The 24,833-nt window shown below is 73.5% G+C and carries 21 protein-coding genes; 9 read left to right on the forward strand and 12 right to left on the reverse strand.

Going from position 1 to position 24,833, the window contains the following annotated elements:
• Positions 1–108: 108 nt before the first annotated feature.
• The 3 genes from AC29IT_RS13120 to AC29IT_RS13130 all read left to right on the forward strand — a co-directional run bounded on the left by AC29IT_RS13120 (position 109) and on the right by AC29IT_RS13130 (position 1,479).
• The gene (locus AC29IT_RS13120) at positions 109–372 is read left to right on the forward strand and encodes a PLD nuclease N-terminal domain-containing protein (RefSeq protein WP_488218845.1); all 264 of its coding nucleotides are present in this window, start codon (positions 109–111) and stop codon (positions 370–372) included.
• Between the two features lie 122 nt (positions 373–494).
• Positions 495–758 (forward strand): PLD nuclease N-terminal domain-containing protein, encoded by a 264-nt coding sequence (locus tag AC29IT_RS13125; protein WP_488218846.1) that lies wholly within the window; start codon positions 495–497, stop codon positions 756–758.
• A gap of 502 nt (positions 759–1,260) precedes the next feature.
• A complete protein-coding gene (locus AC29IT_RS13130) occupies positions 1,261–1,479 on the forward strand; it encodes a PLDc N-terminal domain-containing protein (RefSeq protein WP_488218847.1) in 219 nt (72 codons plus the stop codon).
• 175 nt (positions 1,480–1,654) lie between these two features.
• On the opposite strand, the gene AC29IT_RS13135 is transcribed toward AC29IT_RS13130, so the two are convergent.
• Genes AC29IT_RS13135 through AC29IT_RS13150 form a run of 4 tightly spaced genes read right to left on the reverse strand, consistent with a single transcriptional unit; the run spans position 1,655 to position 5,661 of the window.
• Positions 1,655–2,323 carry an N-acetylmannosamine-6-phosphate 2-epimerase gene (locus tag AC29IT_RS13135; RefSeq protein ID WP_488218848.1) on the reverse strand — a complete coding sequence of 223 codons (669 nt, stop codon included), beginning with the start codon at positions 2,321–2,323 and terminating at the stop codon, positions 1,655–1,657.
• Positions 2,320–3,210 carry an ROK family protein gene (locus AC29IT_RS13140; RefSeq protein WP_488218849.1) on the reverse strand — a complete coding sequence of 297 codons (891 nt, stop codon included), beginning with the start codon at positions 3,208–3,210 and terminating at the stop codon, positions 2,320–2,322. Before AC29IT_RS13140 ends, AC29IT_RS13135 begins: the two co-directional genes overlap by 4 nt.
• A 5-nt stretch (positions 3,211–3,215) precedes the next feature.
• Entirely contained in the window at positions 3,216–4,145 is a 930-nt protein-coding gene (locus tag AC29IT_RS13145; RefSeq protein ID WP_488218850.1) for a dihydrodipicolinate synthase family protein, read from the reverse strand.
• Positions 4,146–4,191: 46 nt separating this feature from the next.
• Positions 4,192–5,661, reverse strand: a complete 1,470-nt coding sequence (locus tag AC29IT_RS13150; protein ID WP_488218851.1) for a sialate:H+ symport family MFS transporter — start codon at positions 5,659–5,661, stop codon at positions 4,192–4,194.
• A gap of 206 nt (positions 5,662–5,867) precedes the next feature.
• On the opposite strand from AC29IT_RS13150, the gene AC29IT_RS13155 reads away from it, so the two are divergent.
• Positions 5,868–6,566 (forward strand): FadR/GntR family transcriptional regulator, encoded by a 699-nt coding sequence (locus tag AC29IT_RS13155; protein ID WP_358435489.1) that lies wholly within the window; start codon positions 5,868–5,870, stop codon positions 6,564–6,566.
• Positions 6,567–6,765: 199 nt separating this feature from the next.
• On the opposite strand, the gene AC29IT_RS13160 is transcribed toward AC29IT_RS13155, so the two are convergent.
• Both AC29IT_RS13160 and AC29IT_RS13165 read right to left on the reverse strand, forming a co-directional pair.
• Positions 6,766–7,926, reverse strand: coding sequence for an NAD-dependent formate dehydrogenase (locus AC29IT_RS13160; protein ID WP_358435492.1), 1,161 nt, complete (start codon positions 7,924–7,926; stop codon positions 6,766–6,768).
• Between the two features lie 333 nt (positions 7,927–8,259).
• Positions 8,260–8,844 (reverse strand): DUF4232 domain-containing protein, encoded by a 585-nt coding sequence (locus AC29IT_RS13165; protein WP_488218852.1) that lies wholly within the window; start codon positions 8,842–8,844, stop codon positions 8,260–8,262.
• Between the two features lie 300 nt (positions 8,845–9,144).
• Here AC29IT_RS13165 and AC29IT_RS13170 point away from each other — a divergent pair, with 300 nt between their 5' ends.
• Positions 9,145–11,094: an N-acetylmuramoyl-L-alanine amidase gene (locus tag AC29IT_RS13170; protein ID WP_488218853.1), complete on the forward strand. Its 1,950-nt coding sequence runs from the start codon at positions 9,145–9,147 to the stop codon at positions 11,092–11,094.
• Positions 11,095–11,140: 46 nt separating this feature from the next.
• Here AC29IT_RS13170 and AC29IT_RS13175 read toward each other — a convergent pair whose 3' ends face one another.
• The 5 genes from AC29IT_RS13175 to AC29IT_RS13195 form a co-directional block, all read right to left on the reverse strand.
• Positions 11,141–11,512, reverse strand: a complete 372-nt coding sequence (locus AC29IT_RS13175) for a hypothetical protein (protein ID WP_488218854.1) — start codon at positions 11,510–11,512, stop codon at positions 11,141–11,143.
• A gap of 55 nt (positions 11,513–11,567) precedes the next feature.
• A complete protein-coding gene (locus AC29IT_RS13180; protein WP_358435508.1) occupies positions 11,568–11,825 on the reverse strand; it encodes a DUF3040 domain-containing protein in 258 nt (85 codons plus the stop codon).
• A 128-nt stretch (positions 11,826–11,953) separates the two neighbouring features.
• Complete coding sequence (locus AC29IT_RS13185; protein WP_488218855.1) at positions 11,954–13,051, reverse strand: hypothetical protein; 1,098 nt, start codon at positions 13,049–13,051, stop codon at positions 11,954–11,956.
• Between the two features lie 158 nt (positions 13,052–13,209).
• Positions 13,210–13,548 carry a hypothetical protein gene (locus AC29IT_RS13190; RefSeq protein ID WP_488218856.1) on the reverse strand — a complete coding sequence of 113 codons (339 nt, stop codon included), beginning with the start codon at positions 13,546–13,548 and terminating at the stop codon, positions 13,210–13,212.
• Between the two features lie 429 nt (positions 13,549–13,977).
• Positions 13,978–15,183 (reverse strand): cytochrome P450 family protein, encoded by a 1,206-nt coding sequence (locus AC29IT_RS13195; RefSeq protein WP_488218857.1) that lies wholly within the window; start codon positions 15,181–15,183, stop codon positions 13,978–13,980.
• Between the two features lie 92 nt (positions 15,184–15,275).
• Between AC29IT_RS13195 and pabB the strand changes: the two genes are divergently transcribed.
• The 3 genes from pabB to AC29IT_RS13210 all read left to right on the forward strand — a co-directional run bounded on the left by pabB (position 15,276) and on the right by AC29IT_RS13210 (position 18,882).
• Complete coding sequence (pabB, locus tag AC29IT_RS13200) at positions 15,276–17,270, forward strand: aminodeoxychorismate synthase component I (protein ID WP_488218858.1); 1,995 nt, start codon at positions 15,276–15,278, stop codon at positions 17,268–17,270.
• A 206-nt stretch (positions 17,271–17,476) separates the two neighbouring features.
• Entirely contained in the window at positions 17,477–18,067 is a 591-nt protein-coding gene (gene idi / locus AC29IT_RS13205) for an isopentenyl-diphosphate Delta-isomerase (protein WP_358435522.1), read from the forward strand.
• A gap of 65 nt (positions 18,068–18,132) precedes the next feature.
• A complete protein-coding gene (locus tag AC29IT_RS13210) occupies positions 18,133–18,882 on the forward strand; it encodes a thioesterase II family protein (RefSeq protein WP_488218859.1) in 750 nt (249 codons plus the stop codon).
• Positions 18,883–18,899: 17 nt separating this feature from the next.
• On the opposite strand, the gene AC29IT_RS13215 is transcribed toward AC29IT_RS13210, so the two are convergent.
• Positions 18,900–21,740 (reverse strand): helix-turn-helix transcriptional regulator, encoded by a 2,841-nt coding sequence (locus AC29IT_RS13215; RefSeq protein WP_488218860.1) that lies wholly within the window; start codon positions 21,738–21,740, stop codon positions 18,900–18,902.
• A 225-nt stretch (positions 21,741–21,965) separates the two neighbouring features.
• Here AC29IT_RS13215 and AC29IT_RS13220 point away from each other — a divergent pair, with 225 nt between their 5' ends.
• Complete coding sequence (locus AC29IT_RS13220) at positions 21,966–24,746, forward strand: AAA family ATPase (RefSeq protein WP_488218861.1); 2,781 nt, start codon at positions 21,966–21,968, stop codon at positions 24,744–24,746.
• Positions 24,747–24,833 lie beyond the last annotated feature (87 nt).

The raw sequence follows: 24,833 nt of genomic DNA on the forward strand, positions 1-24,833 counted from the left end.
CGGTTCGGGGAGTCCGGCCCGGCCGGCGAGGCGGGCGGCCGGAGATCGGGGAACCGTGGAAGCGGGCCGGTGGGGACGCCGCCGGACACCGCGAGGGAGGGAGCCCCGATGAACGACCTGCCGCACTTCGACCCGGTCGCGGCGTTCTCGATGCTGGTCCTGATCGGCTACGCGATCCTCATGACCACCGTGGTGGCGAGCATCGCGACCTCCCGGGCCGGCTTCGGGCTGCGGCTGGTGTGGCTGGTCGTGGTGTGCGGCGCACCGTTCCTGGGCGGCGCGCTGTGGTTCGTCGTCGGCAGGCCGGGCGCGCGGCGCGAGGGCGGGCGACCGCCGTCGAACCGTTCGGCCGCCGCGGAGGTGCGGGCGTAGGCCTTTCGGCCAAGCCGGCTCCGACCGATCTTCCGACGTGCGAAGAAGCCGGAAACTGCGAAAGTGGTTCACGTCGGCGGCGGACGCCACCGGCCACTTCCTCAGAACGGAGCACTTCGATGATGTCCCTGGTCGCACAGCAGTCGATGGCAGCGGCGAACGGCACCGAGCAGATCTTCGGCTTCGCCATGGCAGGCGGGATGCTGCTGGTGGCCGCGGCGTTCGTGTTCCTGTTCATCGCCGCGCTGATCAGCATCCTCGGCTCCGGGCTCAGCGGGGGCATGAAGCTGGTGTGGATCGTGCTCGCCTTCATCGCGCCCTTCCTGGGCAGCCTGCTGTGGTTCGTCGTCGGCCGCTCCGACGCCCGCAGGCGCTACGCCCACTGACGCCCCGCGTCCCGTCCCGGCCCGGCACCGACCGGCCGGGGTGAATCGCCCGGGCCCGCGGCACTCGGGTCTCCCGGCCGGTAGGCAGAACGGCTGGCAGACCGACTGGCGGACGGGCGGGCCGGCCGGCGGATCGCCCGGCGGGCAGGCGGACGCCGACACACGGCATGGTGGACAAGCCGCCCGGCGGATAGGCGGACCGGCCGGCAGGCGGACCACCCGGTGGACAGGCGAACCGCGACAGGCGGCCTGGCCGACAGGCGACGTCCGGTGGACAGGCGAACCGCCACAGGCGGCCCGGCGGAGAGGCGAACCGCCCGGCGGAGAAGCGAACCGCGACAAGCCGCCCGGCGGACCGGCCGACAGACGGACCGGCCGCCCGGCCACCGGGCATCGACTTCCGGACACGCACCGAGGCCGATCGGCTGACGACCAGGCCCCGCCCCGGCTGCGACGGTGATCACCGACGACGGTGGACCCACCGGGAACGGAGCCGAGAACCATGTCCCACCTGCTCGACCACCTGGGCGTGCCCGCGCTGTGGCAGGGCGCGCTCCTGCTGACCGCGCTGTGCTTCCTGTTCGCGCTCGCCGACATCCTCGTGCAGCCGGAACTCGACGGCGGCCGCAAGCTGCTGTGGGGTCTGCTGGCCCTGGCGCTGCCCCTCGTGGGGCCGGTGCTCTGGTACCGCCTCGGCCCCCGCACCCTCCGCGAGGCGTGATCGCCGCTCGGTCCCCGGTGCGCGGGCGTTGCGGAGCCTCGGCGGGTTCCTCGCTGCGGGATCGTCGTGACCGGCGGCTCCGCCGCTGGAGACGACGCCGCGAGAACCCGCTGCGGTGCCGGTCGATCGGGCGGTCAGCGGCCGGGCGAGCGAGCGGGACCGCTGCGCCGCGAAGTCACCCGGGCAGGGCGGCCGCGAACCAGCCTGTGATCGTGGTGGGGTGCGTGATGGCGGTGCCGACGACCACCGCGTGCGCGCCGCGGGCGATCGCCGCGGCGGCCTGCTGCGGCGTGTGGATGCGGCCTTCGGCGATGACCGGGACCGGCAGCGCCGCGACCAGCTCCTCGACCAGGTCCAGGTCGGGTCCGGTCGGTTTCGGGCCCGTGCCGGTGTAGCCGGACAGCGTGCTGCCGACGACGTCCGCGCCCAGCTCCGCCGCCCGCACTCCTTCGTCCACAGTGGACACGTCGGCCATCGCGAGCCGCCCGGCCGCGTGGATCGCCGTGATCGTCTCCGCCAGCGGCCGCCCGTCCGGGCGCGCCCGGTCCGTGCCGTCGAAGGCGACCACGTCCGCGCCCGTCCCGGCCACCGCCACCGCGTGGTCCGCGGTCGGGGTGATGTACACGCCGGTCGCGCCGTCCTTCCACAGCCCGATCAGCGGCACGTCCACCGATTCGCGGATCGAGCGCAGGTCGTCCAAGCCCTGCGCCCGGATGCCCGCCGCCCCGCCGTGCAGCGCGGCCAGCGCCATCCGCCGCATCGAATCCGGGTCGCGCAGCGGCTCCCCGGGATAGGCCTGGCAGGACACGATCAGCCGTCCCCGCAACCGTTCCAGCACGTTCACCGCAGTTCCTCCCACGCCATCCGGGCGGCGCCGAGCACCGCCGCGTCGCCTCCGAGCTCGCCCGGCAGCACCGGGATCCCGCGCACCGCGGGCAGCACCTCCGCCGTCACCGCGTTGCGCAGCGGCCGCCACCAGGACGGACCGCACGCGGCGACGCCACCGCCGATGAGCACCAGTTCCGGGTCGACCGCGTTCACCAGGCCGCCCAAGGCCTGCCCGAGCGCGGTCGCGCCGTCGGCCAGCACCGCCGCGGCGAGCGCGTCGCCGGTCTCGGCGAGCGCCGCGACCTCCGGCAGGGTCGTCGCCGCCCCGCCGCGTGCCCGGTACGCGGCGAGCAGCGCGGGCCCGCTGCCGACGCCCTCCACGTGGCCGGAGCCGCCGCACGGGCACGGTCGTCCCGCCGCCGCGGGCACCGGCAGGTGCCCGAGGTGCCCGGCCACCGCGTGCGCGCCGCGGTGCGGGCGCCCGTCGACCACCAGCGAACCGCCGATGCCGGTGCCGACCGCGGCGAACAGCACGTGCCGCCGGCCCGCGGCCGCGCCCGTCCACAGCTCGCCGAGCGCGTGCGCGTGCACGTCGTTGTCCACGACGACCGGAACTCCCAGCCGTGCGGCCACTTCCGCGCGCAGCTCGGTGCCCGCCCAGCCGCTGATCGAGTCCGTCGCCGAGCGCACCACGCCCGACTCGCGGTCGACGACCCCGGCGCTGCCCACCCCGGCGGCCGCGAACCCGCCGCCGAGCCGGGACACCGCCGCCGCGACCGCGTCGAGCACCGCCGCCGGGCCGTCCGCCGCAGGCGTCGGCACCGCGGCCCGGGACTCGATGGTGCCGTCCGCGGCGACCAGGCCCGCGACGATGCCGGTGCCGCCGATGTCGACGCCCACCACGCAGGTCACAGCAGGCCCGCCGCGTCCAGCCGCAGCCGCACGCCGGCCACCTCGTCCTCGGTCAGCGGCAGCTGCGGCGGCGCCGTCACCGGGTGGTCGATGACGCCGCGCAGGTGCAGCGCCGCCTTGAACGCGCCCAGCGCGGCGGAGCTCGCCCCGATCCGCGCCGGATCGCCCACCGAGGTCAGCGCGAACAGCCGGAACAGCCGTTCCTGCTCGGCCTGCGCCGCGTCCCAGTCGCCCGCGGCGCAGGCGCGGTGCAGCCGCACGTAGCCGTCCGGGTCCACGTTGCCCAGTCCCGGCACCACGCCGTCCGCGCCCATCCGCAGGTTGGTGTCCACCGTCAGCTCCGAGCCGGTGAACACCCGGAACGACTCCAGGCCGCGATCCGCGCGCTCCACCAGCAGCCCGCGCAGTCCCGCGTCGTCCCCGCTGGAGTCCTTCACCCCGGCCAGCACGCCGTCCGCCGCGAGCTCCAGCAGCGTCGCCGCGCTCAGCTTCGAGTGCACCGACACCGGGATGTCGTAGGCCAGCAGCGGGAGTGCGGTGTCCTCGGCGAGCAGCCGGAAGTGGTGCGCGATCTCCGCCGGGTGGGTGCGGGTGTAGAACGGCGCGGTCGCCACCACCGCGTCGCACCCGGCGCGTTCCGCGGCGCGCACGTGCTCGCGCACCCGCGCGGTGGTGGTGTCGATGACCCCGGCCAGCACCGGGACGCGCCCGGAGACGACGGCCGCGGTGGTGCGCAGCACCTGCTCGCGCTGCGCGTCGGTCAGGTACGCCATCTCGCCGGTGGAGCCGAGCGCGAAGATGCCGTCCACCCCGGCCGCCAGCAGGTGCTCCAGGAGCCGTTCCAGCGAACCGGTGTCCACCTCCAGGTCGGGGGTGAGCGGGGTGCACACCGGCGGGACGACGCCGCCGCGGATGCGGGAATCCATGTCTCTCCTTCGATTTCTCGGTTCGGGACGCGGGCCGAGCCCCGGTTCAGGACGCGGCGCGGAGTTCGCTGCCGTCGACCGCGTCCGTGGTCCACACCGCGTCCGGGCGCAGCCACCGCTGCATCCGGGACGGGGCGTCGACGGCGATGAGGATCAGCACCACGAAGGTCAGGCCGAACGACAGCACGGCCAGCGCGGTCCCCAGGCTGAGGCTGCCGCCGAGCGCGGCCCCGAGCGCCGGGGCGACCGCGCCGCCGAGCGAGCCGACGTTGTAGCTGAACCCGAGCGCGGCGGCCCGGTGCCGCACGTCGAAGTAGCCGCCGATCCACTTCGGCAGCAGTCCGGCGATGCCCTGGCCGAACACCTGCTGCACGAACAGCAGCGCACCCAGCGCGAGCAGGCTGCTGCCGCCGACCGCGAACACCGGGAAGATCACGACCTGCGAGACGAGCAGGCTGATCCAGTAGGCCCGCCGGGTGCCCAGCCGGTCCCCGGTGAACCCGGCGACGCAGCAGCCGACCGCGGCGCCGAGTCCGGCGAAGAACAGCACGTTCCCGGTGTCGGTGGCGCTGTAGCCGAGGTCGGTCTTCAGGTACGTCGGCAGCAGCGACTGGATCGGCCACGAGTACAGGAACGCGGTGAACACGATGACCAGCACGGTGATGCCGGTCGGCCAGCGCGGCCCGGTGAACTGCACCATGTAGGACGCGAACACGGCGGCGGTGAGCAGGCCCAGCACCGCGATCAGCCAGCCCGATCCGACGGCCTGCGTGAAGATCGCGATGAGCGCGCCGAGCGCCACGACCCCGCTCACCGCGTTGAGCACCGCGCGGCGCCCGGTGAACAGGATGCCGATGACCGACGGGGTCGCGTCCTGCCGCGCGGCGGCCTGCGACCAGTCCCGGGATTCGGGGAGGCTGCGGCGCAGCCAGACGGCCAGCAGGATCGGCAGCAGCCCGATCCAGAACAGGGCGCGCCAGCCGAAGTTCGGCACGATGAGGCTGTAGGCCTGCGCGGCGACGACGGTGCCGATGGAGTAGCCGGAGATGAGGAATCCGCTGGCCTTGTTCCGCATCGACGTCGGCCAGGACTCGATGACGTAGGTGGAGCTGGCCCCGTACTCGCCCGCCATGCCGAGGCCGACGACGAGCCGGGCGGCGAACAGCACGCCGAAGGTGGGGGCGAGCCCGCAGATCAGCGTGCCGACGGAGAACAGCACGATGCTGGCGATCATCGCGGACTTGCGGCCGAACCGGTCGGCGAGCGCGCCGAGGGTGAGCCCGCCGATCCACCGCGAGATGAACGCGGCCGACACGAGCGTGGCCGCTTGCACGGTGGTGAGCCCGAATTCCGCCTTCACCTCGGTGAGCACCAGCGTGATCAGCACGAAGTCGAAGCCGTCCAGCAGATAGCCGATCCAGGCGGCCGCGAACGCCTTCCACTGCGCGCGGTCCAGCTGCCGGTACCAGGGCGCGGGCGCGCTGGGCGGATCTGCGGTGGGGGTGGCGCGGCGCATGGGTCACCTCGGTTCACGAGCGCTCGTCGTCGGGCCCGGTCCGCGCGGGGGTAGCGGCGTCGGCAGGGTCGGCTGCGAGCTCCGGACGTGCCGCACCTCGCTGTGCGGACGTAGGACGTCAGACGTTGGACGTCTTGGTCGATCGGACTGTAGAGTGCGACCCACGGCGTGTAAACCCCGCGACACCAGTGCGAGGCGGAGAACCGATGACAGACGTGGCGATCGGCGCGGCCCGCCGCCCGGCGCTGGATCCGCTGCCCGAGCGGGTGCTGGAGCTGATCCACGAGCGCGGGCTGGGCCCCGGTGATCCGATGCCGACCGAGCTGGAGCTGATCGAACTGCTCGGGGTGTCGCGGAACAGCGTGCGGGAGGCGGTGCGCTCGCTGCGCGCCCTCGGCATCGTCGACGTCCGGCACGGGCACGGCACCGTCGTGGGGGAAGCCTCGCTGCACGTGCTGTCGCCGTCGCTGGCGTTCCGCGCCGTCGCGGGCGGGGACGGCCTGGCGGGGCTGCGCAACCTCATCGAGGTGCGGGAGCTGATCGAGGTCGGCGTCGCCGGCCGCCTCGCGGGGACGCTCGACGAGTCCACTTTGGACAGGTTGGACGCGCTGTGCACCGCGATGGGCGAGACCGAGCTCGACCCGGAGACCGACCGCGAGTTCCACCGGCTGCTGTACGCGCGGGTGGACAACCCGCTGATCGGGCAGCTCGTCGACGTGTTCTGGGACGCCTACCGCACCGCGCACGACGCGCTCAGCGCGCCCGGACCCGCCGAGCGGGCCGAGACGGTGCGGCTGCACGCCGCGATCGTCGACGCGCTGCGCGCCGGGGACTCCGCCGCAGCGCGCGCGGCGATGACCGCCCACTTCGCCGAGATCAACCACCGCCTCGGCTTCGACGCCTGACCGGCCTGCGGCCCGGCTGACCGCCCCCACCCACCCGACCACCCGGCTCGGGCGCCCCACCCGCTCCCGAACTCCCGCAGGTGAGTGACCCGTTCGCCCAGCCGTGCCGGGCGGGTGGGCCACTCACCTGGTGGGGTTTTGCAGGTGGGTGGCCCGTTCGGTCAGCCACGCTGGGCGGGTGGGCCACTCACCTGGTGGGTCAGCCGCTGGTGGAGTAGGCGTGGGCTCCGGCTCCGGCGAGCTTCCCGCCGTCGACGATCAGGTACTCGTCCCGCAGCGGCCGCTCCGCCAGCCAGGACTCCAGGATCTCCCGGGTGCCCGCCGCGTAGCGGGCCTGCGCGCTGAGCGTGGAACCCGAGGTGTGCGGCGTCATCCCCTGGTGCGGCATCGTCCGCCACGGGTGGTCGGCGGGCGCGGGCTGCGGGTACCAGACGTCCCCCGCGTACCCGGCGAGCCGCCCGCTCTCCAGCGCCCGCACGATCGCGTCCCGGTCGGTGATCCGGGCCCGCGCCGTGTTGATCAGGAAGGTGCCGCGCTTCATCGTGGACAGCAGCTCGTCGCCGAACAGCCCCTCGGTCTCCGGGTGCAGCGGCGCGTTGATCGTGACCACGTCGCAGTGCGGCACCATGTCCGCGGCGCTCGGGTGGAACGTCAGGTTCAGCTCCCGCTCCACCTCCTCCGGCAGCCGGTGCCGGTCGGTGTAGTGCAGGCGCACGTCGAACGGCGCGAGCCTGCGCAGCACCGCCAGCCCGATGCGGCCGGCCGCGACGGTGCCGACGTGCATGCCCTCCAGGTCGTAGGCGCGGGACACCGCGTCGGCGATGTTCCAGCCGCCGTCCCGCACGATCCGGTGCGACGGCAGGTAGTTCCGCACCTGCGACAGGATCATCATCACCACGTGCTCGGCGACGCTGATGCTGTTGCTGAACGTCACCTCCGCGACCGTGATGCCGTGCGCGACCGCCGCGTCCAGGTCCACGTGGTCGGAGCCGATGCCCGCGGTCACCGCCAGCTTCAGCTTCGGCGCCCGCGCGATGCGCTCCGCGGTCAGGTAGGCGGGCCAGAACGGCTGCGAGATCACCACGTCCGCGTCGGGCAGCTCCCGGTCGAACTCCGAGTCCGGGCCCTCCTTGTCGGAGGTGACGACCAGGGTGTGGCCCTGCGCTTCGAGGAACTCCCGCAGGCCCAGTTCACCGGAGACGCTGCCCAGCAGCGCACCCGGCGTGAAGTCGACCTCCTCCGGTGTCGGCAGCGCCTGCCCGTTCGGGTACCGCTCCAGCTCCGGGAGTCCGTCCCGGGGGAACGACTCCGGGTAGCCGTCCACCGGGTCCGGGTACAACACGCAGAGAATCTTGGCCATCGGACGAGCTCCGCTTCCTCGAGGGGTGCGTACCCCTCGACCGTCCACCCGCGCCGCGCTGATCGTCCACGCGATCGCGCTTATCGCCGGATAACCGGCGCCTATCCCGGCAGGTGAGCGCGCCGGCGCCGGAACCGGCGCCCGCGAAGATCGTGCTTCCGGGTGACGGGGGAGCGGACCGCCGCGAGACGCGCGGAACCCCCGCCGCACCGCGACGGGGGTTCCGCACCGCGATCCCGCCCGGCGCCGTTCTCGGGCGACGCCGACCGCTCCGCGCGAGGCGGATCGGGCTGCGGAATTCGCGGGGACCGCTCCGGGGAGCACCGGATCAGATCAGAAGGTGACGCCCTGCGCCGACGGCTGCAGCGTGCCGACCTGCATCGACTCGATGGGGAACTCGAGGTATTCGGCGTCGCCGCTCTCGATGTTCACGTTCACGTCACCGGAGGTGTCGGAGAAGCTCGCCCGGAAACCGGTGGCGGCCCGCACCTCGTTCTTGTCGCCGAGCTCGAAGTGCACGCCCGCGAACGCGGTGCGGCCCGGCTCCAGCGAGATCTCGGTGCGACCGCCCGGGATCTCGACGTTCTCGGTCGGCACGCCCTCGATCGGCGAACCGCTCATGTCCTGCGGCGTCAGCTCCACCCAGCCCGAGACCGGGCAGGTCTGGTCCGATTCGTTCGTGACGGCCAGCAGGTTCACGCCGGGGCGCCCGGGCTGCGGGATCAGGTCGACCTTGTAGTCCGCCGCGGCGCAGGGGGAAGCGGAGATGTCCTCAGTGGACCCGCCGCCCTGCTGCACGGCCGCGTTCGACGCCCCGGACGGCGCGGCGCCGGTGGCCTGGCCGCAGCCGACGAGCAGCAGCGCCCCGCTGAACAGCGCGGCGGCGGCACCGATCTTGCGGGTCTTGGTGAGCGACATGGTGTTTCCCCCTTCTCGGATTTCGCACGGTCGCCGTGCGCTTCTCATGCCGTAGGACGTGCGGTCCGGGGCGAGGTTGCCGAGGTCGTGCGGAAAACTCGTTCGTGCGGGTATCCCCGCTCGCCCTTTCGGCTCAGCTCCGCCCGCCGCGGTGGTCGTTAAGATTCACCCACTCGTGCGAGGAAGCGACATTCCGCCGCGCGGCACCGGGCATCGACGTCCGCTGCGCCGCCGCGCAGCTCCCCACGCGCGAGCCGCCGGATCGCCGCGCGCGATCGCCAGAGACACGGGTAGGTCCACATGAGAACGTCCTTCAAGGGAGGTGCGGCGCGGGCTGGTCGCCTGCCCCGCGCGTTCGCGGTGCTGACGGGGGTGACGGGCCTGCTGGCGAGCGCAGCGGCCCCCGCCTTCGCGGCGACCCCCGCCTTCGCAGCGACCCCGGAACGCCCCGACACCGTCCAGCAGCGCGCCTACGAGTCCGCCGCCGCCGAGTTCGGCGTGCCGGAACAGCTGCTGATGGCGGTGTCCTTCCAGCTCACCAGGTGGGAGGACCACCACGGCGAGCAGAGCAAGGCCGGCGGGTACGGCCCGATGCACCTCGTCGAGATCGACGCGGAGCAGCTCCGCGAGCAGCACCCCAAGCTCGTCCGCTACGCCGACGAGCCGTCCCTGCACGCCCTCACCGAAGCCGCCGAGCTCACGGACACCGATCCGGAGCAGGTGAAGTCGGACGTCGTGCAGAACATCCGGGCCGGTGCCGCGCTGCTCGCGCACCGCGCCGAGGAGCTCGACGGCGACGCGCCCGCGGAGATCGACGACTGGTACCCGGCGGTGGCCGAGTTCAGCGGTGATCCGCAGGCCGACGGCGCGCAGTCCTTCGCCGACGACGTCTACGACGTGCTCGGCCAGGGCCGCGCCCGCACCACGTCCAGCGGCCAGCGCCTCGCGTTCGCGAAGGTCGCCGAGCCGGAACCGGACCGCGACCTCTCCGCGGCCCGGCTCAAGGCCGCCCCCGCGGCGGACGAGGACCAGCCGAAGGCGGAATGCCCGGAGGAGCTGGACTGCCGCTACCTGCCCGCGGCCTACCAGCCCACCGACCCGGAGAACCCCGCAGGCGGGTACGGCAACTACGACACCGCGAACCGCCCGGAGGACGTGAAGATCGACTCGATCGTCCTGCACGACACCGAGGTGTCGTACCAGTCGACGATCGCCGCGTTCCAGAACCCGACGCACGGCGCCGCCTCGCACTACGTGATCCGCTCCTCCGACGGGCAGATCACGCAGATGGTGCCCACGAAGGACATGCCGTGGCACGCGGGCAGCTGGGACCGCAACATCCGCTCCATCGGCATCGAGCACGAGGGCTGGGCCGCGGAGGGCGGCACCTGGTACACGGAACCGATGTACCGCGCCTCGGCGAAGCTCGTCCGGTACCTCGCGGACGAGTACGACATCCCGCTGGACCGCGCGCACGTCCTCGGCCACGACGAGGTCACCGCGGAGAAGCCCGCCAAGGCCGGGCAGGAGCACTACGACCCGGGCCCGTTCTGGGACTGGGCGCACTACATGAACCTGATGGACGCGCCGCTGGACGACGACGAGGGCGGTGACGACGTCGTCACCATCTTCCCGCGGTTCGACACCAACCGCCCCGAGGTCGTCAGCTGCCCGCCGGACGAGGAGTGCGAGGTGCTGCCCGAGCAGCCCGCGAACTTCCTGTACCTGCGCACCGAACCGCGCGCCGATGCGCCGCTGCTGAGCAACCCGGCGCTGCACCCGGATGGCGAAGCGGGCACCACCCGCATCGAGGACTGGAGCGCCAAGGCCACCGTCGGCAGGCAGTACGCCGTCGCCGAACGCCGCGGCGACTGGCTCGCCATCTGGTTCGACGGCGAGAAGGCCTGGCTGAAGGACCCGGACGGCACCAACACCGCGCCGGCCGACGACGCCGAGCTCGCCACCCCCGCCCGCGACGGCATCCCCACCTACGGGCGGGCGCTGCCCGCGCCGGGCGACTACCCGGAGGGCATCGAGGCGCAGGAGCTCGAACCGCTGCCGTACGAGATCCCGGCCGGTCAGGTGTACGTGACGGGGGAGGAGACCAAGGCGATCGACTACCACGTCACCTACGACGAGCTCGACGATCCGACGAACCACACCGTGATCAACGGTTCCGAGACCTACGTCCCGGTCTCGTACAACCACCGCTGGGTCTACGTGAAGAAGTCCGACCTCGACCGGGTCTGACGCGCGGCGGGCGCTCCGACGAGCTCGGAGCGCCCCCTCGCGCCGATCAAGCCTGGAAGGAGAGGTTCCGGGCGTAGGTGACGCGGTTGCCGAGGTCGGCCACGGCGAACGGCGAGTTCACCGGGACGTGCACCTGGTGCGCCAGCCCGGGCCCGTGCACGACCACCTGCACCCAGCCGTCGGTGCGGTCCTCCTTCGCGAGCAGGAACAGCAGGCCGAGCAGGCAGAAGAACGCGAACACGATCGCGCAGACGATCGCCCAGGTCGGGATGCCCCGCGTCGTGCGGCTCAGGTCGGTGAACGACCACGTGGTGCCCCCGATCGGGAAGCGCCCGGCCGGGGTGATCACTTCGTGCTGGGTGCAGGCGATGTCGCCGATGGTGACCAGGATCGGCGGCTGCGCGGGGTAGGGGTGCACGGGAGGTGATCGTACGTCGCCGCCCGGTGCGGTTCAGGCGAACGCGATCACCCGCTCAATCGGACCAGACGTGCCAGCTGCGGGTGGTGAGCAGGAGCGCGGACAGCGTGGTGCACAGGGCGAAACCGGCGGCATCGTTGATCAGCAGGCAGGTCGCGGCGAGCAGCCCGGTCCCCGCGCCCAGCACCAGCCGCGCTCTGCCCGGGCCTGCCGGGTGCAGGTCGGCTTGGGAGAAGGTGGCGGCGAGCTCGGGGTCGTCGGCGGTGAGCCGGTTCTCGATCTCGGTGAGCCTGCGTTGCTCGTGTCGGTGCATCGGCTCCTCCTCCCGGCTCGATGCGGGCGTGTGCTCGAGCGTGCCCGGACGCGGGCGCGCGGGTGAGAGGACAACGGCCCCCGTCGCCGGGACGAAAGGCCTTGCTCCTCCCGCGGCCGCGCCCGCGATCAGCCCTGCCGGATCGAGATGAACGGCTTGTGCATCCCGGGGTAGCGCCCGAAACCGCCCGCGGTCAGCAGCCGCCCGTCGGCCAGTTCGGCGCCGGCCGCGGGCACTCCGGTCGGCGGCCCCAGTTCTTCGGTCCACCGCGCGCCGTCCCAGTGCAGCAGGCGCTCGCCCAGCGACCACAGCTCACCGCCGGTGCGGACCAGGTCGCCGCGGCCGCCGGTGTCCTGCGGCGACTCGACCCTGCTCCACGCGGTGCCGTCCCAGTGCAGCAGCAGCGATTCGGAGACCAGCGCACCGCCGGAGGCGTCGTTGATGTCGCCGGTCGCCCACACGTCGTCGGCGGCGAGCGCCTGCACCTGGGTGAGCGCCACCGACTCGTACTCGCCGAGCGGCACCTCCGGCACCGGGACCTCCGTCCACGCGGTGCCGTCCCAGTGCATCGCGAGGCCCTGCCCCCGGAAGCCGCTGCCGTTGCCGACGGCCCACAGGTCGTCGGGTGCGGTGCCGCCGATGTCGCTGAACGCCCAGGTGCCGTCCCGCTGCGGCACCGGCACGTCCTGCCAGGCCGCGCCGTCCCAGCGCTGCACCACGCCGCGCCCGGTCCCGGCGGAGTCGTCGAAGGCGTGCCCGGCGATCCACACGTCCCGCGGCCCGAACGCGGCGACGCTGCGCGTGCCGATGCGGTCGGCGACGGGGGCGTAGGTCACCTCGGTCCAGGTGCGGCCGTCCCAGTGCACCGAGGCCCCGAAGCCGTACTTCGGGTGCACGCCGACCGCCCACACGTCGTCGGCGGCGACGACCGCGGCGTCCTCGATCCGGCCGACCTGCGGCACCGGAACCTCCCGCCAGCCCTGCTGATCGCGCAGGTAGGCGAGGCTGTTCTGCGCCGGGATCGCCCCGTTCGAGCCGCCGAACGCCCAGGTGGTGCCGTCGCCGTCCGCGGCGGCGGTGAGCTCCGCGAAGGTGTCCCGCGGCGGCAGCGGCTCGTCCACCCAGGTCGCCGCGAACGCCTGCGGCGCCGTCCCCACCAGCAGCGCGACCGCGGCCGCGCCGATCCACGCCGCGCGCCGCGCGGCGGATTCCCCAGTAGTCCTCATGCGCGGACAACGCCGGAACGCGCCGCGGGGTTGCCCAGGCCGGGCGATCAGGTGAATGGCCCATCGGACCAGTGCTGTTGGTCGAGTGGGCCATTCACCTGGTGCGTGCGGGCGGGCTCACCCGTGGCGCGGTCCGGAAGGCCCGGGTGGTCGCGCCGTCAGTCCACCTGCTCGCAGTCCTCGGCGACGGGCTGTTCGAAGCCGTCCGAGAACACCGCGGTGAGCTCCGCGCACACCTGCCCGGCGCCGGTCCGGTCGTGCACTTCGGTGTGCGGATTCAGCCGAGTGGATCCGCGGTGCTGCCAGCCCGGCCCGGTCAGGGTGATGTACCCGGAGTAGATCTTTCCGTCGGCGAACACGTCGTACCCGGCGGAATTCCCGACGACGGTGAGCTCCACCGCGTATCCGGAGTCGTCCTTGGAATCGGCGACGGCGTTTCCAAGGGGCAGCGCGGAGAATGCGAGCGCGGCCAGTGCGATGGCGGTGGTGCGGCACATGGAATTCCTCTTCCGGTGGTGGTGCGGCGCTCGCCGGGAATCGGCACCGGCGAGCGCGGGTGTGCCGCACCGCCGCGCCGGTGTGCGGAACACCGCAGGTGATCAGGGATGTCGGCCGCCGGTGTGCCGACTCCGGCGGGAATCAGTGCGCGGATCAGCGCACGCGCGGGGCCGCGGAACTCGTGCTGCCGAAATCGCCTTCCGCGGACGTCGGCACGCGATTCCCCCTTCGTGTCGAACCATCGGACGTGCGGTTCCGGAATTCGAGTTCTCCTGGTCCGCCGATCCGAATTCCCCGGTCATTTCGGCGCGATCGATGTTAGCAGCGACGTGCTCGTCGGATCAGGTGATGTGCATTCATCACCTGATCGGCCGTCCTGGGAACGGATCACGGCCGGGAGCCCGCGACTCCGGGCTCCCGGCCGCGGTTCAGCCGAGCACCACCGGCAGCGCCCGGAAGCCGTTCATGATCAGCCCGCGGCTGCGGCGCAGTTCGCTCCCGCCGACGGCGAGCCGGGCGTCCGGGAAGCGGCGGGTGATCTCCTGGAAGGCCACCTCGCCCTCCAGCCGCGCGAGCGGCGCGCCGAGGCAGTGGTGCAACCCGTGGCCGAACGCGAGGTGCCCGGTCCGGGAGCGCTCCAGGTCGAGCTCGTCGGCCCGCTCGAACTGCGCGCCGTCCCGGTTCGCCGACGACAGGTTGATCATGACGAGCTCGCCCGCCGGGATGGTCACGCCGCCGATCGGCACGTCCTCGGTGGTGAACCGGTGCGTGGACATCCGCAGCGGCCCGTCGTAGCGCAGCACCTCCTCCACCGCGCCGGGCAGCAGCTCGGGCCGCTCGCGCAGCTCCGCCCACTTCGCGGGGTCCGCCAGCAGCCAGCGCACCCCGTTGCCGACCAGGTTCACCGTCGTCTCGTGCCCGGCCACGATCAGCAGGAACGCGGTGGCGAGCAGTTCCTCCTCGGTGAGCCGGTCCTCCTCGGCGGAGGCGGTGATCAGCGCGGAGAGCAGGTCCGCCCCGGGTTCGGCGCGCTTCGCCGCGAACAGCTCGTGGAAGAACGCGGCCATCTCGCGGGACGCGCCGAGGCTCTGCCCCCGTTCCGCCGGGGTCAGCAGCGCGGCGGTCCAGTCGCGGAACCGGGAGCGGTCGCCTTCCGGGATGCCCATCAGCTCGCAGATCACCGTGATCGGCAGCGGGAACGCGAAGTGCTCGATCAGGTCGACCGGCTCGTCCCGCGGCAGCGCGTCGAGCAGCCCGGTGACCAGCTCCACCACCCGCGGCCGCAGCGCCGCGATGCGGCGGACGGTGAAGTCCCGCGCCAGCAGCTTGCGCAGCCGGGTGTGGTCGGGCGGGTCGGAGTTGAGCATGTGCTTGGAGAACAGCCCGGACAGCTGATCGCCGAGCGCCGGATCCCGCTTGCTCCGGATGACGTCGTTGAGCCGGTCCGAATCCTTGGCCAGCCGTGGATCGTTGAGCGCGGCGCGGGCGTCGGCGAACCGCCCGATCACCCAGATCGGCAGCCCGTCCCCGGGGATCGCGCGGTGCACGGGCGCCTGCTCGCGCAGGGCGCGCTCCACCTCGTCGGCCCGGTCCCAGTAGTCCTCGTCGAACAGCGCGGTTCTGATGTCGCTCACTCGAACGAGTCTGCCCGTCGCGCTGTGCGATCGGCCACCGGATGATGTCGACGGCCCTCCGGCGGTGGACGCGCGCGGGGGAGTATGTCCGGGTGCGGACGCTGCTGATCGACAACCACGACTCGTACACCTACAACCTGTTCCACCTGCTCACCGAGGTCAACGGGCGGGAACCGGAGGTGGTGGCGCACGACGCCGCCGAGGTGGGCGACCTCCGGTTGGAGGAGTTCGACGCGATCGTGCTGTCGCCGGGCGCGGGCGATCCGCGGCGGCCGCGGGACTTCGGGCTGTGCCGGGACGTGCTGTGCAAGGCGGAGCTGCCGATCCTGGGCGTGTGCCTCGGGCACCAGGGCATCGCGGTGTCCGAAGGCGCCGACGTGGTGCGCGCCCCGCAGGCCCGGCACGGGTTCCGCAGCCGCGTCGAGCACCGCGGTGATCCGCTGTTCGCGGGGATGCCCGCCGAGTTCGCGGCCGTGCGCTACCACTCGCTGTGCGTGGCCGAGCCGCTGCCGCCGCAGCTCGAACCGCTGGCCTGGGCCGAGGACGGGGTGCTGATGGCGCTGCGGCACCGCACGCTGCCGCGCTGGGGCGTGCAGTTCCACCCCGAGTCGGTGGCCACCGAGCTCGGCGCCCGGCTGCTGGCCAACTTCCGCGACCTGGCGCGACCCGCGAGCTGCCCGCCCGCGCCCGCCCGCGCGACGGTCCGCCGCGCCGCGCCGGAGGTCGACTACCGGGCGCACGTCCGCGAACTCCCCGCGGTCGACGCGGAGGCCGCGTTCGCCCGGTTGTTCGCCACGTCCCCGGACGCGTTCTGGCTGGACAGCGCGCAGGTGCTGCCGGGCACGTCCCGGTTCTCGTTCCTCGGCGACGGGTCGGGCCCGCTGGCCGAGACCGTCCGGCACCGCACCGGCGACGAGCCGTCGATCTTCGACCGGCTGGACGCGGAGCTGGCGCGGCGCCGGGTGCGGGCGCCGGAGCTGCCGTTCGACTTCGTCGGCGGCTACGTCGGCTACTTCGGGTACGAGCTGAAGGCCGAGTGCGGCGGCGACGCCCGGCACCGCGCGGACACGCCGGACGCCTGCTGGTTGTTCGCGGACCGGTTCCTCGCCGTGGACCACGAGCTCGGCCGCGCCCACCTCGTCGCGCTCAGCACCGGCGCAGGCACCGGACGGGACGCCGAGCGGTGGCTCGCGGACACCGCGACCGCGCTGGCCGAGCTGCCCGCCCCGCCCGACCCGCTCGCCGGGCACCGCGGCATCACCGACGCGCAGCCGCTGCTGGAGCGGTCCCGGGACGACTACCTGCGGGCCGTGGCCGAGTGCCGGGAGCAGCTGCTGGCGGGGGAGAGCTACGAGATCTGCCTGACCACCGGCGCCGCGCTGCCCGCCGACGGCGACGCGTTCGACGCTTACCGGCGGCTGCGCGCCCTGAACCCCGCGCCGTACGGGGCTTTCCTGCGCTGCGGCGACGTGGAGATCGCCGGTTCCTCGCCGGAGCGGTTCCTGAAGATCTCCGGCGGCACCGCCGAGGCCAAGCCGATCAAGGGCACCGCACCGCGCGGCGACACCCCGGAGCGGGACGCCGAGCTGCGCGCCGGGCTCGCGGCCGACCCGAAGTCCCGCGCCGAGAACCTCATGATCGTCGATCTGCTGCGCAACGATCTCGGACGGGTGTGCGCGCCGGGGTCGGTGCACGTGCCGGTGCTGATGGACGTGGAGAGCTACCGCACGGTCCACCAGCTGGTCTCCACGGTGCGCGGCGAGCTGCGGGACGGGCGCAGCGCGGTGGACTGCGTGCGCGCCTGCTTCCCCGCGGGTTCGATGACCGGCGCGCCCAAGCGCCGCACCATGGAGCTCATCGACGAGCTGGAGGACCGGGCGCGCGGGGTCTACTCCGGCGCCCTGGGCTACCTGAGCCTGACCGGGGACGCCGACCTCTCGGTGGTCATCCGGACCGCGGTGCGCCACGGCGGGAGCTGGCGGATCGGCGCGGGCGGGGCGGTGGTGCTCGACTCGGACCCCGAAGCCGAGCACGCCGAGATGCTGCTGAAGGCGGCCGCCGCGGCCCGCTGCCTGCCCGAGCCGTGACCGGCCGGCAGGTGCGGCCGTTCGGTCGAGGCGCCGCACCGCCCGCCGAGGCACGCTGTGCGGGCACCCGGCGGTCGCCGAACCACCCGGAGGAGTGACTGTGCGTGGTCCATCCGCCGCACGGGGTGGAGGCGTGCCCCGGAACCGTGCATGATCGATTGTCGCGCCCGGGAACGGGCAGGACCGCGAATGGGAGGACGAGGGACATGGAGCGAGTGGTTCTGCTCGACGAGGGAGGTCGGGCCGCGGGCACCGCGGACAAGGCGACGGTGCACCACGAGGACACCCCGCTGCACCTGGCCTTCTCCTGCTACCTGTTCAACGAGCGCGGCGAGCTGATGCTCACCCGCCGCGCGCTGGGCAAGCGCACCTGGCCCGGCGTGTGGACCAACACCTGCTGCGGGCACCCCGCGCCCGGCGAGACCCCGCACGACGCGGTGCTGCGCAGGCTCGGCGAGGAGCTCGGGCTGCACCTGGACCACATCGAGCTGGTGCTGCCCCGCTTCCGCTACCGCGCGGTGATGGGCAACGGCGTGGTGGAGAACGAGATGTGCCCGGTGTTCCGGGCGATCGCCGAGCCCGTGCCCGCGCCGAACCCCGCCGAGGTGGACGACACCCGCTGGGTGCCGTGGACCGGGCTCGTCGACGGCGTGCGGGACGGCAGCGCGGACATCTCGCCGTGGGCGGCGCTGCAGATCACCGAGCTCGCCGGGCTCGGCCCCGACCCGCTGGCCTGGCCGACCGGCGACGCGGCGGAGCTGCCGACCGCCGCCCGCGAGCCCATGAGCACCGCGTGATCGCCGACCGCGACCGCCCGGTTGGTAGCGTCGCCGCCGCACCCTGTGAACGCGCGGAGGATTCGATGACCGGGAGCAAGACGGACACCGCCAAGTGGATCCGGCGGTTCCAGCCCGCCCCGGAGGCGACCGCGCGGCTGGTGTGCTTCCCGCACGCGGGCGGCGCCGCCTCCTACTACTTCTCGGTGGCGAAGCGGCTGGCACCGGCGATCGAGGTGCTCGCCGTGCAGTACCCGGGCAGGCAGGACCGCCGCACCGAGCCGTGCGCGGAGAGCGTGCAGGAACTGGCCGAGCAGGTGTTCGCGCAGCTCGAACCGTGGCGCGCGGAGCCGCTCGCGCTGTTCGGGCACAGCATGGGCGCCAGCGTGGCCTTCGAGGTCGCCCGGCTGCTGGAGGCGTCGGGCGTGCAGCCGCGCGCGCTGTTCGCCTCCGGCCGCACCGCGCCGGCCCGCACCCGCGACGAAGGCGTGCACGCGCTGCCGGACGACGAGTTCCTGCAGGCGCTGCGGGAACTGGACGGCACCGAGTCGGCGGCGCTGGAGAGCCAGGAACTGATGCGGCTCGCGCTGCCCGCGCTGCGCGCCGACTACCGGATCGCCGAGACCTACGCGTACCGGCCGGGACCGCCGCTGCACTGCCCGCTGCACGTGCTGCTCGGCGTCGACGACCCGAAGGTCTCCGAGGACGAGGCCCGCGACTGGGTCGCGCACACCTCCGGCGGGTTCCGCTTCCACCCGTTCCCCGGCGGGCACTTCTACCTCAACGCCGAGTCCGACGGGGTGCTGCGCCTGATCCGGGAGCAGCTCGCCCGGTGATCGGGCGCCCGCGCTGATCAGCCGACCGCGGTCTTCTCCGCGAGCCTGCCCTCCAGCGAGGCCGTGGCCAGCTCGACCCGGGACCGGCAGCCGGTGCGGGCGAACAGCCGGGTCAGCCTGCTCTCCACCGTCTTCTCGCTGACCTGGATGGCCATCGCGATCTGCCGGTTGGTGTAGCCGTCGCTGACCAGCCGCACGATGCGGCTCTCGGTGCTGGAGATGAGCTGCTGCTTGCTGCGGGTGCGCGGCGGAGCGATGCCGCGGCGGCGCATCAGGTCCTGCGCGGCGTGGCGCAGTTCGGTCCAGCCGAGCCTGCGGGCGATCGAGTGCGCCTCGTACAGCGAGCCCTTCGGTTCGTCCCCGAGCTCGGCGAGCAGCATGTGCAGCACCGCCAGTTGCGGGACGTCTCCGCGGCGGTGGGCGATCTCCAGGGCGCGGGTGGCGGGTTCGGTGGTGCCGTGCAGCTGGGCGCGGGCCATCAGCACCGCGGCGGAACTGGTGCCGGAGCGCAGCCGCGCGTCCAGCGCGACCAGTTCGTCGAACAGCTCGGTCGCGGCCTGCACGTGGCCTTCCCGGTGGTGCAGCGCGACCAGGCGGTGCAGCAGGTGCTCCAGCCCGGCGGGGGAGCCGCCGCCGTCCCGGAGCTGCTCGTAGTCGGCGCGCGCGACCCGCAGCGCCTCGTCCCGGTCGCCCGCCCGGTAGGCGACGCCGAGCCGGGCCCAGGACAGCACGTGCCCGCCCGCCAGGTGCCGGGGCGTGTCCTGCAGCCATTCCTCGGCGCGCCGGTGCTCGCCGCGGGACGCGCAGATCTCGGCGGCGAGGGCGCGGGCGAGGAACCGGGCCGGGGTGCGCCGCTGCGGGGACAGCTCGGCCTCCATCCGGCGCGCCGCGGACAGCGCCACGTCCCATTCGCCGGTGCGGAACGCGCGCAGGATCTCCTGGTAGTACAGGACGCTGCCGCGCGAGGGCAGCCGGTAGCCGTCGCCGAGCACGATCTCCAGGGCGGTGGCGTGGTCGGTCATCGCCCCGGCCTCGCGCAGCAGGTCGTGCGCGTGGTCGACGGGGTGCTGCGTGCGGTCCCGCCACAGCGCCCAGGCGCGCTGGAAGGTGTCCGCGTCGCCGCTGGCCGCGTGCAGCAGCATCAGCACCTCGGGCAGTTCCGGCAGGTCCTTCGGTTCGGCTTCGCGGTCGCCGTCGCCGGCGAACAGCGCGTTGAACCGGCCGGCGGCCTCGTCGAACCGGCCGCAGCGGACGGCGGCGGCGAACTCCTGCAGCTCGGCGTCGAAGACGGCGCCGCCGGTGAGGGCCTTGAGCAGCCGGGCCGGTTCCTGCACCTGCGCGGACTGCTCGTCCTGCAGCAGCGTGGTGAGCCAGCACAACCCGACCGCCACCAGCAGGGTGCGGCGCAGCGGCTTGGCCTGGTCGTCCTGGTTGGACCCGGCGATCAGCGCGGGCACCAGCAGCCCGAGGTCCTTGGTGAGCTCGTCGTACTGGCCGAGGCTGGCGCGCAGCCGCAGCAGTTCCTCCAGCAGCGGCGGCCACCGGTCGTCGTCGTCGGAGAGCTGGCGCAGCGCGGCCTTGTACCAGGCGGCGGCGACTTCGGGGTCGGCGCCGGACATCCGGTCGGCCTCTTCGATGAGCACCCGGGTGGCGGCGGCCTCCCCGTCGAGGCTCTCGCCGATGTGCACCAGGTGGGTGGCCAGCCGGGTGCGGTCGACCTGCCCGTTGCGCTCCAGCTTGGCGAGCATCTGCCGGGCCAGCGCGGTGTGCAGCGCGCGGGCGCGTTCGGCCCCGGAGCGGCGGCGCAGCGCGGCGGTCAGCGCGGGCACCGCGAACCGCAGCCTGCCGTGCTCGCCGATCTCCAGGATGCCTTCCTCCACCAGGGAATCCAGTCCGCGGCCCGCGCCGTCCAGGCTGATCGCGGCGGCGGCGGTGAGCATCGGCAGCTCGTCCACCGACACCTCGTCCTGCAGCGCGAGGAGCACGGCGAGCCGTTCGGTGTCGTCCCCGTCGGCGACGACGGCGCGGACCAGGTGGTGCGATTCGGGCAGCGAGATCGGCTCGTCCAGCGGGGACAGGCAGAAGTGCTGGTCGATGAGCACCAGCCGGTTCCAGGCCAGCAGATCGTCCAATGTGGACAAGATGGTGGCGGGGTTCCCGCGCAGCGGCCCGAGCGCGGCGCGCAGCGCCTCCGGGACGGTGGGGTCGAGCCGGGTCCGGCCGTGGGCGGCGCACCAGCGCTTGAGCAGCGCGTCGAACTCCTGCTCGTCCAGCGGTTGCAGGTCGATGATCTTGTCGGCGAACGAGGTGAGCCGGGATTCCCCTGCGACGGCGCGAGGTCCGGAGCCGGAGGAGACGACCACCGCGCACCCGACGGCCCGCAGCCGCTGCGCCAGCAGCGAGATGATCGAGCCGGTGGTGTCGTCGCCGCGGTCCGCGTCGTCGACCACGATGATCGTCCGGCCCTGCTCGGCGGCGACGCCGAAGACGCGCGCGAGCTCGTGCACCAGCGGCAGCGCGGAGGACTGCGGGGCCTGCTCCAGGTCGGCGCGGATGCGGGTGGCGGTGGCGAGCGCGTCGAGCAGCACGGCGTGCCAGCTGGACTCCAGCTGCTGGCGGGCGGCGTCCAGCAGCGAGTCGATCACCTGCGGGGTGCCGGTGGCCGGGTCGACGGTGATGTAGCACACGGTGGCGTCGTCGCCGCGCCAGCTCTCGGCCAGCGACTCCAGCAGGGTGGTCTTGCCCTCGCCGGGACCGCCGTGCACCAGCACCAACGTCCCGCCGGCGGTGCGGCAGGCCTCATCGACCTCGGTCCACTGGTCTCGTCTGCCGGACAACGTCGAGCGTTCCCGCGCCATGGGGTCCTCTCCGCTTCACCTGGTGTGGTGGTGCTACATCGTCGAGGGGTTTTGATACTTTTGCACTAGCAGAGGATCAAGCGCTCGCCATCGAACACGCTTAGTGACCAATATTCCTTAACTCTCGCTATCGCGCTAGTAAAGGTGTCGCCCATTATGGTGAATGTATAGCACACCGTTACCAGTGGCTCAGGGCAGCGATCGAGCCGTGCGGAGGGAGTCACCGTGGCGGTACACACCTCAGCCGCATCATCGTCGATCGGCGAGCCGGGCGCGGAACCGATGTTCCGCGAAGGACTGCTGGACCAGGCCGCCACCGTCGGCGGTCCCGGCAGCCCTCCCCTCGCGCTGCTCGTGGGCGAGCCGGGCGCGGGCGGCAGCGCGGTGCTGGCCGCCGCGGGCAGGCGCCTCGAAGCCGACGGCTGCCGGGTGCTGCGGCTGACCGCGTCGAAGCAGGACAAGCGCACCCCGTACGGCGCGCTCTACCGCCTGCTGTCCGAAGTGGACCGATCCGCTCCGCCGGACCAGGAACGCGCTGCGCTGCTGGGATTGGTCGCCAAGCTCAGCCGCGGGGCCGGCTCGGACTCGCTGCGCGTCGCCGTCGAGCAGGTCGCGCTGTCCATCCGCAACGTGGTGCGGCACCTGCTGCCGGTCGTGGTGCTGGTGGACGAAGCGCAGTGGCTCGACCACGGCACGGCGGCGGTGCTGGAACCGCTGGCCAGGAGGATGGCGGGCGCCCGGTTCTCGGTGCTGCTGGCCGCGCGCGCCGATCCGGACGCCGCGCCGCTGGAACCGCTGTGGAATCGATTGTCGGCGCAAGGACTACTGCGAGCACTGCCGATTCGCCCGTTCTCCAGAACTGAGAGCGGACAATTCATCGCCCGTTCCATCGGCGCGAAACCCAATGTTCACCTGATCGATGAGTTGTACGACATCGCACGTGGCAGGCCCGCGATGTTGCTCGCCGCGATCGACGCCTACCGCCGGGCCGACGCGCTCGTCGTCGTCGACCAGCACGCCTACCTGTTGCGCAAGCTCGGACCCGAGCTGCCGGTGGACGGCGCGCTGCTCGCCCAGGTCCGCGAGGCCGGGGACGCCGCCTGGTCGATCGCGAAGGCGATGAGCCTGCTCGCCCCGCTCGGCCCGCACGCGGTCGACGTGCTGGCCGCGGCGCTCGGCCTCGCCGAGCGGGAGGTGCGCGAGGCGCTGGAAGCACTGGTGCAGCAACGCCTGCTCGCCCCGGACGGCGCGGGCTGGCGGTTCCGCGTCCCGCTGCTCGCCACCGCGCTGCAACGCGCCCTCGGCCCCTACGAGCACCGCAAGCTCGCCGCCGCCGCCGTCACCGCGATCTGGGCCGGTGCCGCGCAGGTCGCCGACCCGGCCTACCTGCCGGACCGGATGGCCGACGCCGGAACCCTGGTGGACGGGCGCCGCGCGGGCGAAGAGCTGATGGCGCACGCGGGGAACCGGCTGCTGGACCCGAACGTCGACGCCTCCCGCTGGCTGCGGGCCGTCGTGGAGCGGGTCGACGACCCGGTGCTGCGGATCGAGGCGCTGCGCAGGCACGTGATCGCCTGCCTGGTGCGCAACGACCTGCCCGAGGTGCTGCGCAGCTCCCGGCTGCTGGTGCGCCACCACGCGGGCGAGCTGTCCCCGCAGATCCTGCCGGGCACCGTGCTCGCCTACCTCATGGTGCTGGCCGCGATCGGCGAGCACGACGAGCTCCGGCGCATCGCGCAGGGCGAGCAGGCGGTCCCGGGTGGTGCCGCGCAGCGGATCGTGGCGCGCGCGTTCGCCACCGGCTGGCTCGGCGACTGGCTGGGCGGGGAGCGGCTGCTCGACGAGCACTCGACCGAACTGGCCGCGGCCGAACCGGTGCTGGTGCAGCAGGTCGACATCTACCGCACCGGATCCGCCGTGATGCAGGGCGACGTCGCCGAACTGCGCCGCTTCGGCACCGCGCTCGCCGAGGTCCCGCGCGGCGCGGAACCGCACTCGCAGTGGGTGGAGGCGATCCGGCACCACGTGGACCTGCTGCTGGCGCTCGGCGAGGCGCGCGAAGCGCGGCAGGTGATGGAGCGCGGCGGTCTCACCGAAGACCGGCTCGTGCTGCCCGACCGGTTCCTGCTGCACCACGCCCGCGGCGAGTGGACCAGCGCCATGGACATCGCCCGCCGCTGCATGTCCTCGCCGGTGCACGGGGTGCGGCCGTTCGCGTGGGCGACCATGCACGCGCTGGCGGCCCAGGTGCACATCGACTCCGGGATGCTCAGCCGGGCGCGGCGGCTGGTGGAGATCGGCAAGGACGGTCCGTTCGGCTACCTCTTCGACTTCACCGAATCGCTGGCGAGCCACGTGCTCGGTGAACTGCACCAGTCGCACGAGCACCTGCGGACGGCGATCGTCCGGGCCGACGAGGCCGGGTTCACCTTCGGCACCGACGTGGTGCTGGCCGAGCTCGCGCACCGGGCGCACACCTCCGGCAGCTTCGACGAGGCCGCGGGCGCGCTGCACCGGCTGGCGGAGGTCGCGGCGCGGCTCGGCACCGGCCGCGCCGAGCTGGCGCTCCTGCTGACCAGGGCCCGGCTGGAATCCGACGAGTCCGCCGCCGCGGCCGCCGTCGACCTGGCGCGGGAGCGGGGCGAGCCGTACGAGATGGCGGTGACCTTCAGCAAGCTCGCCGCGGGCGGCCACCGCCCCGCCGAGCTGCTGCCCGAGGCGTACCGGCTGGCGGGCGGGCTGGACGCGCTGCTGCTGCGCGCGCGGCTGCGACACGTGATGCGGCAGAACGGCGTGCCGGTGCCGGACCGCGCCGCGACGACCTCGGAGAACGAGCGGCTGCTCGCGGTGCTGGTCGCCGAGGGCCTCAGCAACCGGCAGCTGGCGACGGTGTTCGCCACGACGGAGAAGAGCGTCGAGGGCAGGCTCACCCGGATGTTCGCCCGCATCGGCTACCGGTCGCGGGTGGAACTGGCCGCCGCGATGCTCACCGGTGACTTCGGGTGATCCACCGATATTGCCCGTTTCGTTCCGATCCGGTCCGCCGCGACCCTCCGATCGGTGCCCGCGCGGGACCGCCGTGGCTGGTCCCGG

It is taken from the genome of Saccharopolyspora sp. MMCC62, assembly GCF_057736575.1.

Coding starts and splice junctions, on each gene's coding strand:
- AC29IT_RS13120 (WP_488218845.1), top strand. CDS start 109: ATGAACGACCTGCCGCACTTCGACCCGGTCGCGGCGTTCTCGATGCTG.
- AC29IT_RS13125 (WP_488218846.1), top strand. CDS start 495: ATGTCCCTGGTCGCACAGCAGTCGATGGCAGCGGCGAACGGCACCGAG.
- AC29IT_RS13130 (WP_488218847.1), top strand. CDS start 1,261: ATGTCCCACCTGCTCGACCACCTGGGCGTGCCCGCGCTGTGGCAGGGC.
- AC29IT_RS13145 (WP_488218850.1), bottom strand. CDS start 4,145: ATGGATTCCCGCATCCGCGGCGGCGTCGTCCCGCCGGTGTGCACCCCG.
- AC29IT_RS13150 (WP_488218851.1), bottom strand. CDS start 5,661: ATGCGCCGCGCCACCCCCACCGCAGATCCGCCCAGCGCGCCCGCGCCC.
- AC29IT_RS13155 (WP_358435489.1), top strand. CDS start 5,868: ATGACAGACGTGGCGATCGGCGCGGCCCGCCGCCCGGCGCTGGATCCG.
- AC29IT_RS13160 (WP_358435492.1), bottom strand. CDS start 7,926: ATGGCCAAGATTCTCTGCGTGTTGTACCCGGACCCGGTGGACGGCTAC.
- AC29IT_RS13165 (WP_488218852.1), bottom strand. CDS start 8,844: ATGTCGCTCACCAAGACCCGCAAGATCGGTGCCGCCGCCGCGCTGTTC.
- AC29IT_RS13170 (WP_488218853.1), top strand. CDS start 9,145: ATGAGAACGTCCTTCAAGGGAGGTGCGGCGCGGGCTGGTCGCCTGCCC.
- AC29IT_RS13180 (WP_358435508.1), bottom strand. CDS start 11,825: ATGCACCGACACGAGCAACGCAGGCTCACCGAGATCGAGAACCGGCTC.
- AC29IT_RS13185 (WP_488218855.1), bottom strand. CDS start 13,051: ATGAGGACTACTGGGGAATCCGCCGCGCGGCGCGCGGCGTGGATCGGC.
- AC29IT_RS13190 (WP_488218856.1), bottom strand. CDS start 13,548: ATGTGCCGCACCACCGCCATCGCACTGGCCGCGCTCGCATTCTCCGCG.
- idi (WP_358435522.1), top strand. CDS start 17,477: ATGGAGCGAGTGGTTCTGCTCGACGAGGGAGGTCGGGCCGCGGGCACC.
- AC29IT_RS13210 (WP_488218859.1), top strand. CDS start 18,133: ATGACCGGGAGCAAGACGGACACCGCCAAGTGGATCCGGCGGTTCCAG.
- AC29IT_RS13215 (WP_488218860.1), bottom strand. CDS start 21,740: ATGGCGCGGGAACGCTCGACGTTGTCCGGCAGACGAGACCAGTGGACC.